Below are 13482 nucleotides of genomic sequence, written 5' to 3'. Positions count from 1 at the left end.
GGGGGGCACGCCTCCCCCCCCCCCTTCCGCCACGGCCCTTCCGTCACGGCCCCCGGGTCAGCGCCCTTGGGTCAGGGCAAAAGCGCCGCAAGCCGCAGCGCCCCGATCCGCTCGACCTGGGCGCAGGCGGTCGCGGTCTCGGTCGCGGTGTCGTTGGCGATCCGGGCGCGGAAGGCCGCGAGGATCCCGGCCTTGTCGTGGTCGCGCACCGCGATGATGAACGGGAAGCCGTGCTTGGCGACATAGTCGGCGTTGAGGGCGGTGAACTCCGCGCGCTCGGCGTCGGTCAGCGCGTCGAGCCCGGCCGAGGCCTGCTCGGCCGTCGACTCCGCCGTCAGCCGCCGCGCCGCCGCGAGCTTGCCCGCGAGATCGGGATGAGCGCGCAGCACCGCCAGCCGCTCGTCCGGCGACGCGGTGCGGAACACCCGCGCGAAGGCATTGGCAAGCCCCGCCGCGCGGTCATGCGCCGGGCCAAGTTCGAGCGCGAAGGCGCGCTCGGCCACCCAGGGCGAATGCTCGTAGATCCCGCCGTACAGCGCCACGAACCGCGCGCGCTCCATGCGCGAGGGCCGCTCGCGGCGCCGGTGGGGATGGGTCGCGGCCCAGTGCGCCGCGATCTCGCCGCGGGTGGCGAACCAGACGTCGCCCCTGGCCTGCGCATAGTCTAGGAAGCGCCGGAGCCCCGCGATCTTGCCCGGCCGCCCGATCAGCCGGTTGTGCAGCCCGATCGAGAACATCTTCGCGCGGCCGGCCGCGCCCTCGTCCCAGAGCGTGTCGAGGCTGTCCTTGAGATAGGTGAAGAACTGCTCGCCCTCGATATAGCCCGGCGCGGTCGCGAAGCGCATGTCGTTGGCCTCGAGCGTGTAGGGGATCACCAGCTGGTCGCGATCGCCGAGTTCCAGCCAATAGGGCAGGTCGTCGTCATAGGTGTCCGAGATCCAGTCGAACCCGCCCTCTTCCGCCGTCAGCCGCACCGTGTTTGCCGAGCAGCGCCCGGTGTACCAGCCGCGCGGCCGCGTCCCCACGACCTCGGTGTGCAGCCGGATCGCCTCGGCGATCTGGGCGCGCTCCTCGGCCTCGGGCATGTCGCGGTGCTCGACCCATTTCAGCCCGTGCGAGGCGATCTCCCAGCCCGCGGCCTTCATCGCCTCGACCTGCTCGGGCGCGCGGGCGAGCGCGGTCGCCACGCCGTAGATCGTCAGCGGGATGCCCTTGGCGGCGAACAGGTCGCGCAGCCGCCAGAAGCCGGCGCGGGCGCCGTATTCATAGATCGATTCCATGTTCCAGTGCCGCTGGCCGGGCCACATCGCGGCGCCGGCGATGTCGGACAGGAACGCCTCGGAGGCCGCGTCGCCATGCAGGATGCTGTTCTCGCCGCCCTCCTCGAAGTTCAGCACCACCGAGACCGCGACCTTGGCGCCCCCCGGCCAGGCCGCGTCGGGCGCATCGGGGCCATAGCCGATCATGTCGCGGGGATAGCGGGGGGCGGTGGGGGAGGTCATCGAAAGGGTCTCGCTTGCCGTTCTCTCGGGTCGCGGTCAGGTTAGGCGCGATGACGCGGCAATGACCAGAGGGGACGGGGATGGCGGACGGCGGCTACCTGACGACGCATGTGCTGGATACGGCGAGGGGCTGCCCGGCGGCAGGGTTGCGGATCGAGCTCTATCGCCTGTCGGGCACGGCGCGCGACAAGCTGGCCGAGGCGGTGACCAACGCGGACGGCCGCACCGACGCGCCGATCCTGCGCGAGGGCTTCGCGCCCGGCACCTACGAGCTGGTGTTCCACGCGGGCGCCTATCTCGACGCCAGCGGCGCCCCGCCCGAGGACCCGCGGTTCCTCGACGTGGTGCCACTGCGGTTCGGGATCTCGGACGGGGCGGCGCATTACCATGTGCCGCTGCTGCTGTCGCCCTTCGGCTATTCGACCTATCGCGGCAGCTGACGCTTCCTTGGGCATTTGCGTCACGCCGGGCGCGCGACGCGCGCGCGCCCTCTGGCCCGGGGCGCGCGCCGCCGGCAGGATGGCGGCGCGACCCTCACAGGCGGAACGCCCCGAAGACGCGGGCACCTGAAGGGGGCGAGGGACCTACATGAACGATTTCGCCGTCATCATGGACTGGCTGGAATTCGCGGTGCGCTGGCTGCATGTCGTCACCGCCATCGCCTGGATCGGATCATCCTTCTACTTCGTCGCGCTCGACCTCGGGCTGAACCGCGACATTCCCGGCCCGGCCGACGGCGAGGAATGGCAGGTGCACGGCGGCGGCTTCTACCACATCCAGAAGTACCTCGTGGCGCCCGCGGCCATGCCCGAGCACCTGACCTGGTTCAAGTGGGAGAGCTACGCCACCTGGCTGTCGGGCTTCGCGATGCTGTGCCTGGTCTACTACCTGGGCGCGGACCTGTTCCTGGTCGATCCCGCGGTCGCCGACATCTCGGTGCCGGTGGCGATCCTGATCTCGCTCGGCTCGCTCGCGCTCGGGTGGATCCTCTACGACACGATCTGCAAGAGCCGCTTCGGCGATGACAACACCCGGCTGATGCTGGGGCTCTACGTCATCCTCGTGGCGATGGCCTGGGGCTACGCGCAGGTCTTCTCGGGCCGCGCGGCGCTGTTGCACCTGGGCGCCTTCACCGCGACGATCATGACCGCGAACGTGTTCCTGATCATCATGCCGAACCAGCGCGTGGTCGTGGCCGACCTGGTCGCGGGGCGCAAGCCCGACCCGAAATACGGCAAGATCGCCAAGCAGCGCAGCACCCACAACAACTACCTGACGCTGCCGGTCGTGTTCCTGATGCTGTCCAACCACTACCCGCTCGCCTTCGCGAGCGAGATGAACTGGCTGATCGCATCTCTGGTGTTCCTGATGGGCGTCACCATCCGGCACTGGTTCAACACCCGCCACGCGCGCAAGGGCAGCCCGACCTGGACCTGGGCCGCGACCGCGATCCTGTTCGTGCTGATCATGTGGCTGTCGACCGCGCCGATGTTCCAGCCGGCGCCGGACGAGGACGCGGCCCTGCCCGCCTCGGCGCGGAAGTTCGCCGAGGCCGAGGGTTTCGACGAGGTCGCGGGCATCGTCGCGGGGCGCTGCTCGATGTGCCACGCGGCCGAGCCGGGCTGGGAGGGCATCCATTACGCGCCGCGCGGCGTGCATCTCGACACGCCGGGGCAGGTCGCGCGCCACGCGGCCGAGATCTACCTGCAGGCGGGGATCACCCATGCGATGCCGCCCGCGAATGTCAGCTTCATCGAACCGGCCGAGCGGCGGGCGATCGTGGAGTGGTACCGCGCGGGGGCGGCGGGCAGCTAGCGGCGCCCGGGCGGCGGGACGGCCCCCCGCGCGCCGCCCCCCGCGCGCCGCCCCGCGCAGGTCACTTCAGGCAGGCGGCGATGGTCTCGGCCATTGCGGTCAGCGTCTCGGGATAGAGCGTCGCGCCCAGCGTGGCCTCGGTCCCCGTCGGCGACAGCGCACGGCCCAGCGTGACGTCGGTGCCTTCGACCAGCGTCTCCATCAGCGCGGGGTCGTGGTTGGTTTCGGGGAAGGCGCACAGCGCGTGGTCGGCGACCAGCGTCTCGCGCAGCTGGCTCATCCGCGCCGCCCCGGGGGCCGAGGCATCGCCCAGCGACAGCTGCCCCACCACGTTCAGCCCGTAGTGATCGGCGAAATAGCCATAGGCATCGTGGAACACCACGAAGGGCTTGTCCTTCACGGGCGCGAGCACCGTCGTCAGCCGGGCGTCCAGCGCCTCGAGCCCGGCCGCCGCCGCCTGGGCATTGGCGGCATAGGTCGCGGCATTCCCGGGATCGAGCGTGGACAGCTCCTGCGCGATCGCCAGCACCCAGGCCCGCGCGTTCGCGGGGTCGAGCCAGGCGTGCGGATCGGTGCCGTCGGCATGGTGGTGCCCGTGCCCATCGCCGTGCCCATCGCCGTGTTCTTCCCCATGCTCGGCGGCATGCGCCTCGCCGCCCATCTCGTGGCCCGCCTCGTCATGGCCGTGCTCGTCGTGCTCATCGTCGTCGCCCTCGCCGGGCAGGAACTGGCGGACATGCGTTCCCTCGGCCTCCAGCAGGACCAGCGAGGGGCCCGTGCGCTCGTCCGCGCTGCGGTCGAGCCAGGGCGTCAGCGCCGGGCCGATCCAGACCAGCAGGTCGGCATTGGCCAGCGCGCGCGCCTCGGAGGGGCGCATCTGGTAGTGGTGGGGATCGCCGCCCTGGCTCATCACCAGCGACGGCTCGCCCAGATCGCCCATCACCATCGCGACCAGCGACTGGGTGACCGGCATGTCGGTGGCGACGCTCGGCACCGCGGCGGCGGCCGGCAGCGCCGTGCCCAGCAGCAGCGCACCAAGGGTCATCGAGGGGAAAAGGCGGGTCATCGGGTCTCTCCGGTCTGGCGGCGAACGGGTCGCGTCTGTTGTCGGCGCCGGTTGATCATGTTATATCATCACGAGTCAAGAGCAGTGTGATAAGATAACATGTCGCAGCCCCCCCTCGCCTTCGAGGACCACGATCACCACCATTGCGCCGGCGACGTGCTGGAGCGGGCCGAGGCGCTGGCCGCCGAGCGCGGCGCCCGGCTGACGCCGGTGCGGCGGCGCGCGCTGGAGATCCTGCTGGAGGCGCACCGCGCGATGGGCGCCTACGAGATGCTCGACCGGCTGTCGGCCGAGGGCTTCGGCAAGCAGCCGCCGGTGGCCTACCGGGCGCTGGAATTCCTTGTGGAACATGGACTTGCGCACCGGGTGCGGCGGCTCAACGCCTTTGCCGCCTGCATGCACCCGGGCGAGGCGCACAGCCCGCTGTTCCTGATCTGCCGGTCCTGCAACGGCGTGGCCGAGGCGCCGGCGACGGGCGTGCAGGCGGCGCTGGGCACGGCCGCGGCGCAGGCGGGCTTTGCCGTCGAGCGGTCGACCGTCGAGGCGGTGGGCCTGTGCCGCGCCTGCGCGGAGGCCGCCGCATGAGCGCGCTGATCCGGGCCGAGGGGCTGACGGTCGGCCATGGCGGCGACCCTGTGCTGACCGGCGTCGACTTCACCATCGCCCCGGGCGAGATCGTGACCGTGATCGGGCCCAACGGCTCGGGCAAGTCGACGCTGCTGCGCAGCCTGATCGGCCTCGTGAAACCCTCGGCGGGGCGGATCGAGCGGCGGGCGGGGCTGCGCATCGGCTATGTGCCGCAGAAGCTGGCGCTGGACCCGACGCTGCCGATGACGGTGCGCCGGTTCCTGTCGCTGCCCGAGCCGGTGGGCGATGCCGCGGCGCGGGCCGCGCTGGCGCGCACCGGGGTGCCCGATCTCGAGCGGCGGCAGGTCGCGCGGCTGTCGGGGGGGCAGGCGCAGCGGGTGATGCTGGCGCGCGCGCTGCTGACGCGGCCCGACATCCTGATCCTCGACGAGCCGACGCAGGGGCTGGACCAGCCCGCGACCTCGGGCTTCTACCAGCTGCTGGCCGAGGTCCGCGCCGAAACCGGCGTCGCGGTGCTGATGGTCAGCCACGACCTGCACGTGGTGATGAGCGCGACCGACCGGGTGATCTGCCTCAATGGCCATGTCTGCTGCGAGGGCACGCCGCAGGTGGTGACGGATGCGCCGGAATACCGGGCGCTGTTCGGCTTCGGCACCGGCGGCGCGCTGGCGCTGTACCGCCATCACCACGATCACGATCACGACCACCCGCAGGACCATGGCCATCCGCACCACGTGCACGGGCCGGGCTGCGCCCATGGCCATGACCACGGCCACGGTGACCACGGCCACGGTGACCACGGGGATGCGCAGGGGCGGCCGCAGACGCACCCGCCCGCGCACGCGACAACGGCGGCGGAATAGGCGACATGCTGGACGATTTCCTGATTCGGGCCGCGCTGGCCGGCATCGGCCTTTCGCTGGCGACCGGGCCGCTTGGCAGTTTCGTGGTCTGGCGGCGGATGGCCTATTTCGGCGATGCGACCGCGCATGCCGCGATCCTTGGCGTGACGCTGGCCTTCGCGACCGGGCTGCCGCTGTATCTTGGCACGATCCTCGTCGCGCTGGCGATGGCGGCGACGGTGGCGGGTCTGGCCAGCCGCGGCCACGCGATGGACGCGGCGCTCGGGGTGCTCGCGCACAGCGCGCTGGCGGGCGGGCTGGTCGCGGCCTCGTTGCAGCCGCGGCTGCGCACCGACCTGTCGGCCTTCCTGTTCGGCGACATCCTCGCGGTGACGCGCGGCGACCTCGTCTGGGTCTGGGGTGGGGCGCTGGTGGTGCTGGCGCTGATCCTGTGGCGCTGGCGGCGTCTGCTGACCGCGACGCTGAACGAGGATCTGGCCCAATCCGCGGGCATCGACCCGCGGCGCGAACGGCTGGTGCTGGTGGTCGCGCTGGCGCTGGTGGTGGCGGTGGCGATCAAGATCGTTGGGGCACTGCTGATCGCGGCGCTTCTGGTGGTGCCGGCCGCCGCGGCGCGCAGCCTCTCGCGCACGCCCGAGGCGATGGCGGCGGTCGCCACGGTGATCTCGGTGCTGTCGGTGGTGGCGGGGCTTGCGCTGTCGCTCTACGCCGATACCCCGGCGGGGCCGTCGATCGTGCTGGCGGCGGCGCTGGTCTTCGCGGTCGGCCTGCCGCTCGCGCGCCGGGGCTGACGGACCCCGGAGAAGGCCCCCGGAAAGCTTCCGTCCCGGGACGGGGGCGGGCGGCCCGGCGGGCCGCCCGGTCGCGGTCGGGGCCTCAGTTCAGCTTGGCCACGACGTGGTCGGCGAACATGTTGACCATGGCCTCGTAATACTGCGGGCTGTCCATCGTCAGCACCGCGACATCGGTGCCGGCCGGGACATAGGCCTTGTCGAAGCCGACCATCAGGTCATAGGTCGCGAACTTGGTGTTGTCGGTCTCGCTCGAGACGTTGACGCGGCCCGACAGCTTGGTCTCGCCCACGCCCAGCGCGCGCTCGTAGGCGTTCGACAGCGCGATCTCGTCGATGTCGACATTCACCCGGACGCCGTCTTCCGCGGCGCGGTCGGCCACGCGGGCGACGATCGCGTTCTGCAGGTCGGCGGCGGCATTCGACCAGACCTTGGCGGCCTCGGAGTTCTTGATCGAGGACATGTCGATCTCGACCTCGACTTCGCGGACTTCGGTCAGCGCCAGCACCGGCTGGGCGACGGCCAGCAGCGAAGCCGACACGAGCATGGCAAGCTTGGTGGTCTTCAGGGCGTTCATCAGGGTCACTCCTGTGCGTCTGGGCCCCGCGGGGCCCGGTTCGGCCTTCCAACCTCCATCCTCACGAAAAGGTTCCCGACCGCCGGGAACCTGCGCGATGGCCCGCCCGGTGCCTTGACCTTCCGCCGCGCGGGGTCCCTAACTGGCCGCGACCGATCGAAGGAGCCCCCCCGCGATGACCGCCTACCTGTTCCCCCCGCCCGAGGCGACCGCCGTCGCGATCCGCGGCACCGATGCCCTGTTCCCGGTGCGGCGGATCTTCTGCGTCGGGCGCAACTATGCCGAGCACGCGCGCGAGATGGGCCACGATCCCGACCGCGAGCCGCCGTTCTTCTTCTCGAAGCCGCGCGACGCGCTGGCCTTCGGCCGCGACGAGATCCCGTTCCCGCCGCAGACCGACGACCTGCATTATGAGGGCGAGCTGGTCGTGGCGCTGGGCGCGGGCGGGGCGGACATCGCGGCCGAGACCGCGCTGGATCTGGTCGCGGGCTACGCGATCGGCAACGACCTGACGCGGCGCGACATGCAGGCGGTGGCCAAGAAGATGGGCCGGCCCTGGGACCTGGCGAAGGGCTTCGACTTCTCGGCGGTGATCTCCGACATCGTGCCGGTGGCCGAGACCGGCCGCGACCTGCAGGGCCGGATCGAGAGCCGGGTGAACGGCGAGATCCGCCAGCAGTCGGAGCTGGCGGCGATGATCTGGCCGGTGGCGGACGTGATCGCGTTCCTGTCGGCCTCGGTCACGCTGGCGCCGGGCGACCTGATCTTCACCGGCACGCCCGCCGGCGTCGGCAAGCTGGCCAAGGGCGACGTCGTCGAGGTGACGATCGACGGGCTTGGCACGCTGTCGACCAAGATCGCCTGAGCCGGGCGCGATGGCTGAGCGCGCGCTCGCGCCCGGGATCGAGATCACGCTGCGCCGCTCGGCCCGCGCGCGGCGGTTCTCGCTGCGCGTGAGCCAGATCGACGGCCGCATCAGCCTGACGCTGCCCACCCGCGCGCGCGAGGCCGAGGCGCTGCAGTTCGCGCGCGCGCACGAGGGCTGGATCCGCGCGGCGCTGACGCGGATGGGCTTCGACCCCGCAGCCCCCGCGACCGCGCCCCTTTCCTTCGGCGACGAGGTCCCGTTCGAGGGCCGGCCGCTGCGGCTGACCCCCGCCGCGATCCGCAGCCCGCGGATCGAGGGCGGGGCGCTGCTGCTGCCGGCCGATCCGGGGCGGATGCCGGCGCGGCTGGGGGCGTTCCTGAAACTGGCCGCGCGCGACCGGCTGACCGCCGCCTCGGACCGCTATTCCGCCGCCGTCGGGCGGCGTTATGCCCGGATCACCCTGCGCGACACCCGGTCGCGCTGGGGGTCCTGCGCGCAGGACGGGGCGCTGATGTACAGCTGGCGGCTGATCATGGCGCCGCCGGCGGTGCTGGACTATGTCGCCGCCCACGAATGCGCGCATCTGGTCGAGATGAACCACTCGCCCGACTTCTGGGCGGTGGTCGCGCGGCTGGACCCGGGCTATGCCGCGCACCGCCGCTGGCTGCGCACCGAGGGCAACGCGCTGCACAGGCTGCGGTTGAGCGCGGCGGACTGAAGGTCACGGATTGACGGCGCCTCGGGTTTTGTGATCACGCTTGCCCATGCAGACCCCGCGCCCCGTCGATCCGGCGCTTGCCGCCGCCGCCCATGAACAGCTGTACCGGACCCTGCGCCAGCAGATCATGCATGGCGAGCTGGCGCCCGGGCAGCACCTGACCCTGCGCGGCCTCGCGAAATCCTACGGCGTGTCGATGACGCCCGCGCGCGAGGCCTTGCGCCGGCTGGTGGCCGAGGGGGCGGTCTCGCTCTCGGCCTCGGGGCGGGTGATGACGCCCGAGCTGTCGAACGAACGGATCGAGGAGCTGGCGAAGCTGCGCGCGCTGATCGAGCCCGAGCTGGCCAGCCGCGCGCTGCCGCGGGCGCACATGGCGCTGATCGAGCGGCTGCAGGTGATCAACATGGCCAATGCCGAGGCCGTGGTGAAGCAGGACGCGGTGACCTACATCCGCACCAACCTCGAGTTTCACCGCACGCTCTACCTGCGGGCGCAGGCGCCGGCGATGCTGGCGGTGGTCGAGACGGTCTGGCTGCAGCTGGGGCCGACGATGCGCTCGCTCTACGTCAAGCTGCGCCGGTCCGAGGCTCCGCCGACGCACCGCATGATCCTTGCCGCGCTGAAGGCCGGGGACGAGCCGGGGCTGCGGCTGGCGGTGCGCACGGATGTCACCCAGGGCCTGCGGCACCTGCAGGCGTGACCGGCTGAAAATTTTCTGAATTTTTCGCGACGGGCGTCGACGGAAGCCGACGGGGCGTCCGTATGCCGTGCAGGGATGCAGCCCCCGGGCATTCCCCGCATCCCCGCCATCGCGGGCCGGTCCCATTGCCGGTCGGTCCGCACGACGCGTCGGGCAGAGACGCGTGCCCCGCCGATCCTGGAGAGCGGCGGGGCTTTTTTCGTCAGCGGTGGCTGGGGGCGATCAGGCGTGGATCGCGCCGTCGCCGCAGGCCAGCGCCGCCTCGCGCACCGCTTCCGAATAGGTCGGGTGGGCGTGGCAGGTCAGCGCGAGATCCTGCGCCGAGGCGCCGAATTCCATCGCCACGCAGACCTCGTGGATCAGGTCGCCGGCGCCGGGGCCGATGATGTGGCAGCCAAGGATCCGGTCGGTTTCCTTGTCGGCCAGCAGCTTCACGAAGCCCTCGGCCTGGAACACGGCCTTGGCGCGGGCATTGCCCATGAACGGGAACTTGCCGACCTTGTAGGCGCGGCCCGCTTCCTTCAGCTGCTCTTCGGTCTGGCCGACCGAGGCGACCTCGGGCGTGGTGTAGATCACGCCGGGGATCACGCCGTAGTTCACGTGGCCATGCTTGCCGGCCAGGATCTCGGCGACGGCCATGCCCTCGTCCTCGGCCTTGTGGGCCAGCATCGGGCCGGGGATGCAGTCGCCGATCGCGTAGACGCCCTTGACCGAGGTCTGGAAGTGCCCGTCGACCTTGACCACGCCGCGCGGCAGCATCTCGACGCCCAGACCCTCGAGCCCGAGGCCCTCGGTGAAGGCGCGCCGGCCGGTCGCGACCAGCACCGCGTCGGCCTCGATCGTGGCCTCGCTGTCGTCCTTGCGCAGCTTGTAGGTGACGCTGGCCTTGCCGTTCTTCTGGGTCACGCCCGAGACGGCGGCGCCCAGGACGAACTCGAAGCCCTGCTTGGTCAGGATCTTCTGGAAGTTCTTCGCGATCTCGCCGTCCATGCCGGGGGTGATCGCCTCGAGGTATTCGACCACGGTCACCTTCGCGCCGAGACGCTGGTAGACCGAACCCATTTCCAGGCCGATGACGCCGGCGCCGATCACGACCAGCGATTTCGGGATCTTGCCCAGCGACAGCGCGCCGGTCGAGGTCACCACGGTCTTCTCGTCGACCTCGATCCCCGGCAGCGCCGCGGGTTCGGACCCGGTGGCGATGACGATCGACTTGGCGGAATGCACCTCGTCACCGACCTTGACCTTGCCGGCCTCGGGGATCGAGCCCCAGCCCTTGAGCCAGGTGATCTTGTTCTTCTTGAACAGGAATTCGATGCCCTTGGTGTTGCCGTCGACCACGTCCTGCTTGTAGGCCTTCATCTGGTCCCAGTCGACCGAGGGGCTCTTGCCCTTGAGGCCCATCTTGGCGAAGTTGTGCTCGGCCTCGTGCAGGTGGTGGGTGGCGTTCAGGAGCGCCTTCGAGGGGATGCAGCCGACGTTGAGGCAGGTGCCGCCCAGCGTCTCGCGGCCCTCGACGCAGGCCGTCTTCAGGCCCAGCTGGGCGCAGTGGATGGCGCAGACATAGCCGCCCGGGCCGCCGCCGATCACGATCACGTCGAATTCTGCCATGGTCTTCCTCGTCGTTTTCCGGGGCGATCTTCCCCGGTGATTGGCATGTGTCTAGCGTGCACCGGGCGTACACCACCCGTGCACCCCCCCGCGATCCCTAGCTTAACAAAGCGGTCAGGATCATCAGGAGCGTCGCGGCAAGGCCGATGCCGAAGATCACCGAACGCCAGGGCGTCCAGCCGAAGGCATAGGCCGGAATGTAGAGCGTGCGCGCCGCCAGGGTCAGCCAGGCGAGCGCGGCGGTGAAGCCCGAGCCGCGGCCCGTCAGTTCCAGCGCCAGCACGGCGATGATGAACAGGGGCAGGTTCTCGACATGGTTGGCCATGCAGCGCCGAAGCCGCCCGGTCAGCTTCGAGAACCGCGGCTGGTCGTCGCGCGGCCCGGCGTTCCACGACAGGCCGACGTCGCGGTTCATCGCGCCCCCGGCCAGCACCATGATCAGCGGCTGCAGCAGCGCCATCAGGCACAGGACGATCAGTTCCTGGCTCATGCGGTCCTCAGGAAGGTGGCGGTCATCGGGCGGCCGAGGCCCGCGGCCTTGTCGAGCCAGCCCTGCGCGCGGTCGCGGTCATGCACCTCGAACAGGGCGACGATGGTGCCGCGGCTGTCGGCGCCGTGCCACAGCTGCAAAAGCGTCAGCCCCGCCTGGCCGCGGTTCTCGGCGTCGCGGTCGAAACCGGCCTTCCACCCCTCGGGGTCGGATGTCTCGACCTGTACCAGCAGCTGCATCGTCATGGTCCGGCCCTCCCGTGGGCAGGCCCGCGGGCCGCGACGGCCCGGCGCGGGCGGTGGACAGGGCGCGGGCGCGCCCCGTCCGTCAGATCTGGGCCGCGTCGGTCAGATGTCCATCAGCAGGCGGCGGGGATCTTCCAGCGCTTCCTTGACGCGCACGAGGAAGGTCACGGCGCCCTTGCCGTCGACGATGCGGTGGTCGTAGCTGAGCGCGAGGTACATCATCGGGCGGATGACGATCTGGCCGTTCACGACCATCGGGCGGTCCTGGATCTTGTGCATCCCCAGAATGCCCGACTGCGGCGGGTTCAGGATCGGCGAGGACATCAGCGAGCCGTAGACGCCGCCGTTCGAGATGGTGAACGAGCCGCCCTGCATTTCCGCCATCGACAGCTTGCCGTCACGGGCGCGCTTGCCCTTTTCCGCGATCTCCTTCTCGATCTCGGCGAAGGACTTCTGGTCGACGTCGCGCAGCACCGGCACCACGAGGCCCTGCGGCGTGCCCGCGGCGATGCCCATGTGGACGTAGTGCTTGTAGACGACGTCGGTGCCGTCGATCTCGGCGTTGACCTCGGGGACCTCTTTCAGCGCGTGGACGCAGGCCTTGGTGAAGAAGGACATGAAGCCCATCTTCACGCCGTGCTTCTTCTCGAAGGCGTCCTTGTAGGTGTTGCGCAGGTCCATGACCGCCGACATGTCCACCTCGTTGTAGGTGGTCAGCATCGCGGCGGTGTTCTGGCTGTCCTTCAGGCGGCGCGCGATGGTCTGGCGCAGCTTGGTCATCTTCACGCGCTCTTCGCGCGCCGCGTCGTCGGCCGGAACCGGGGCGCGCGGGGTCGCGGCGGCGGTCGGGGCCGGGGCGGCGGCGGGCTTCGGCGCCGAGGCGGCCTTGGCGACGTCTTCCTTCATGATCCGGCCGTCGCGGCCCGAGCCGGTGACCTGATCGGCCGAAAGGCCGGCCTCGGCCATGGCCTTCTTGGCCGAGGGCGCGTCTTCCACGTCGCGGCCGCCGGCGGCGGCGGCGGGGGCAGGGGCGGCGGCCGGGGCAGCTTCGGCCTTGGGCGCGGCGGCACCGGCCGAGGCGCCTTCGGCGATCACGGCAAGCTTGGCCTTGGCGTCGACCGTGGCGCCTTCCGGGGCCAGGATCTCGGTCAGCACGCCCGCGGCCGGGGCCGGGACCTCGACCGAGACCTTGTCGGTCTCGAGCTCGCACAGCATCTCGTCCTGCGCGACCGTGTCGCCGACCTTCTTGAACCAGGTCGCCACGGTGGCTTCGGTGACGCTTTCGCCCAGCGTCGGCACCATCACGTCGGTCATCGTTCCCTCATTCGTGCCCGCGCTGGCCGGGGCCGCAGCCTCCGGCGCCTTGGCGGATTCCTTCGGCTTCGTTTCCTCGGGGCCGGCATTGCCGGCCTCGGCGATCTGGGCGAGGAGCGCGTTCACGCCCACGGTCTCGCCCTCGGCTGCGACGATCTCGGCCAGCACGCCCGAGGCGGGCGCCGGGACCTCGACGGTCACCTTGTCGGTTTCCAGTTCGCACAGCATCTCGTCCTGCGCGACCGAGTCGCCGACCTTCTTGAACCAGGTTGCGATGGTCGCTTCCGAGACGGATTCACCAAGCGTCGGGACGCGGACTTCAGTTGCCATGGAA

The 13482-nt window shown here is 70.9% G+C and carries 15 protein-coding genes; 8 read left to right on the top strand and 7 right to left on the bottom strand.

Going from position 1 to position 13482, the window contains the following annotated elements; all coding sequences use genetic code 11:
* Positions 1–71 precede the first annotated feature (71 nt).
* Complete coding sequence (puuE, locus tag V8J39_RS14530; RefSeq protein ID WP_336461651.1) at positions 72–1502, bottom strand: allantoinase PuuE; 1431 nt, start codon at positions 1500–1502, stop codon at positions 72–74.
* Between the two features lie 80 nt (positions 1503–1582).
* Here puuE and uraH point away from each other — a divergent pair, with 80 nt between their 5' ends.
* Both uraH and V8J39_RS14520 read left to right on the top strand, forming a co-directional pair.
* Positions 1583–1942, top strand: a complete 360-nt coding sequence (uraH, locus tag V8J39_RS14525; RefSeq protein WP_336461650.1) for a hydroxyisourate hydrolase — start codon at positions 1583–1585, stop codon at positions 1940–1942.
* A 148-nt stretch (positions 1943–2090) separates the two neighbouring features.
* The gene (locus V8J39_RS14520) at positions 2091–3317 is read left to right on the top strand and encodes a urate hydroxylase PuuD (protein ID WP_336461649.1); all 1227 of its coding nucleotides are present in this window, start codon (positions 2091–2093) and stop codon (positions 3315–3317) included.
* A 61-nt stretch (positions 3318–3378) separates the two neighbouring features.
* Here V8J39_RS14520 and V8J39_RS14515 read toward each other — a convergent pair whose 3' ends face one another.
* A complete protein-coding gene (locus tag V8J39_RS14515) occupies positions 3379–4383 on the bottom strand; it encodes a zinc ABC transporter substrate-binding protein (RefSeq protein ID WP_336461648.1) in 1005 nt (334 codons plus the stop codon).
* A gap of 99 nt (positions 4384–4482) precedes the next feature.
* Between V8J39_RS14515 and V8J39_RS14510 the strand changes: the two genes are divergently transcribed.
* Genes V8J39_RS14510 through V8J39_RS14500 form a run of 3 tightly spaced genes read left to right on the top strand, consistent with a single transcriptional unit; the run spans position 4483 to position 6625 of the window.
* Positions 4483–4968, top strand: coding sequence for a transcriptional repressor (locus V8J39_RS14510; RefSeq protein WP_336461647.1), 486 nt, complete (start codon positions 4483–4485; stop codon positions 4966–4968).
* Positions 4965–5834 carry a metal ABC transporter ATP-binding protein gene (locus V8J39_RS14505; RefSeq protein WP_336461646.1) on the top strand — a complete coding sequence of 290 codons (870 nt, stop codon included), beginning with the start codon at positions 4965–4967 and terminating at the stop codon, positions 5832–5834. The genes V8J39_RS14510 and V8J39_RS14505 overlap by 4 nt, the downstream gene beginning before the upstream one ends.
* A gap of 5 nt (positions 5835–5839) precedes the next feature.
* Positions 5840–6625, top strand: coding sequence for an iron chelate uptake ABC transporter family permease subunit (locus V8J39_RS14500; protein WP_336461645.1), 786 nt, complete (start codon positions 5840–5842; stop codon positions 6623–6625).
* 85 nt (positions 6626–6710) lie between these two features.
* Here the strand turns inward: V8J39_RS14500 and V8J39_RS14495 are convergent, their stop codons facing one another.
* Positions 6711–7202, bottom strand: coding sequence for a hypothetical protein (locus V8J39_RS14495; protein WP_336461644.1), 492 nt, complete (start codon positions 7200–7202; stop codon positions 6711–6713).
* Between the two features lie 175 nt (positions 7203–7377).
* On the opposite strand from V8J39_RS14495, the gene V8J39_RS14490 reads away from it, so the two are divergent.
* The 3 genes from V8J39_RS14490 to V8J39_RS14480 are packed head-to-tail and all read left to right on the top strand — an operon-like array spanning position 7378 to position 9488.
* The gene (locus tag V8J39_RS14490) at positions 7378–8067 is read left to right on the top strand and encodes a fumarylacetoacetate hydrolase family protein (RefSeq protein ID WP_336461643.1); all 690 of its coding nucleotides are present in this window, start codon (positions 7378–7380) and stop codon (positions 8065–8067) included.
* A gap of 10 nt (positions 8068–8077) precedes the next feature.
* The gene (locus tag V8J39_RS14485; RefSeq protein ID WP_336461642.1) at positions 8078–8788 is read left to right on the top strand and encodes a M48 family metallopeptidase; all 711 of its coding nucleotides are present in this window, start codon (positions 8078–8080) and stop codon (positions 8786–8788) included.
* Positions 8789–8834: 46 nt separating this feature from the next.
* On the top strand, positions 8835–9488 hold the full coding sequence (locus V8J39_RS14480) for a GntR family transcriptional regulator (protein ID WP_336461641.1): 654 nt from the start codon (positions 8835–8837) through the stop codon (positions 9486–9488).
* A 222-nt stretch (positions 9489–9710) separates the two neighbouring features.
* On the opposite strand, the gene lpdA is transcribed toward V8J39_RS14480, so the two are convergent.
* The 4 genes from lpdA to odhB all read right to left on the bottom strand — a co-directional run bounded on the left by lpdA (position 9711) and on the right by odhB (position 13478).
* On the bottom strand, positions 9711–11099 hold the full coding sequence (gene lpdA / locus V8J39_RS14475) for a dihydrolipoyl dehydrogenase (RefSeq protein WP_336461640.1): 1389 nt from the start codon (positions 11097–11099) through the stop codon (positions 9711–9713).
* A 97-nt stretch (positions 11100–11196) separates the two neighbouring features.
* Positions 11197–11589 (bottom strand): MAPEG family protein, encoded by a 393-nt coding sequence (locus V8J39_RS14470; RefSeq protein WP_336461639.1) that lies wholly within the window; start codon positions 11587–11589, stop codon positions 11197–11199.
* Positions 11586–11834, bottom strand: coding sequence for a hypothetical protein (locus V8J39_RS14465; RefSeq protein WP_336461638.1), 249 nt, complete (start codon positions 11832–11834; stop codon positions 11586–11588). Before V8J39_RS14465 ends, V8J39_RS14470 begins: the two co-directional genes overlap by 4 nt.
* Before the next feature lie 102 nt (positions 11835–11936).
* Entirely contained in the window at positions 11937–13478 is a 1542-nt protein-coding gene (odhB, locus tag V8J39_RS14460; protein WP_336461637.1) for a 2-oxoglutarate dehydrogenase complex dihydrolipoyllysine-residue succinyltransferase, read from the bottom strand.
* Positions 13479–13482: the final 4 nt, after the last annotated feature.

Origin of the sequence: Frigidibacter sp. MR17.24, from assembly GCF_037095655.1 — a bacterium.
In the GTDB taxonomy this organism is placed as follows: domain Bacteria; phylum Pseudomonadota; class Alphaproteobacteria; order Rhodobacterales; family Rhodobacteraceae; genus Frigidibacter.
This window is presented reverse-complemented; position numbering and strand designations above follow the sequence as displayed.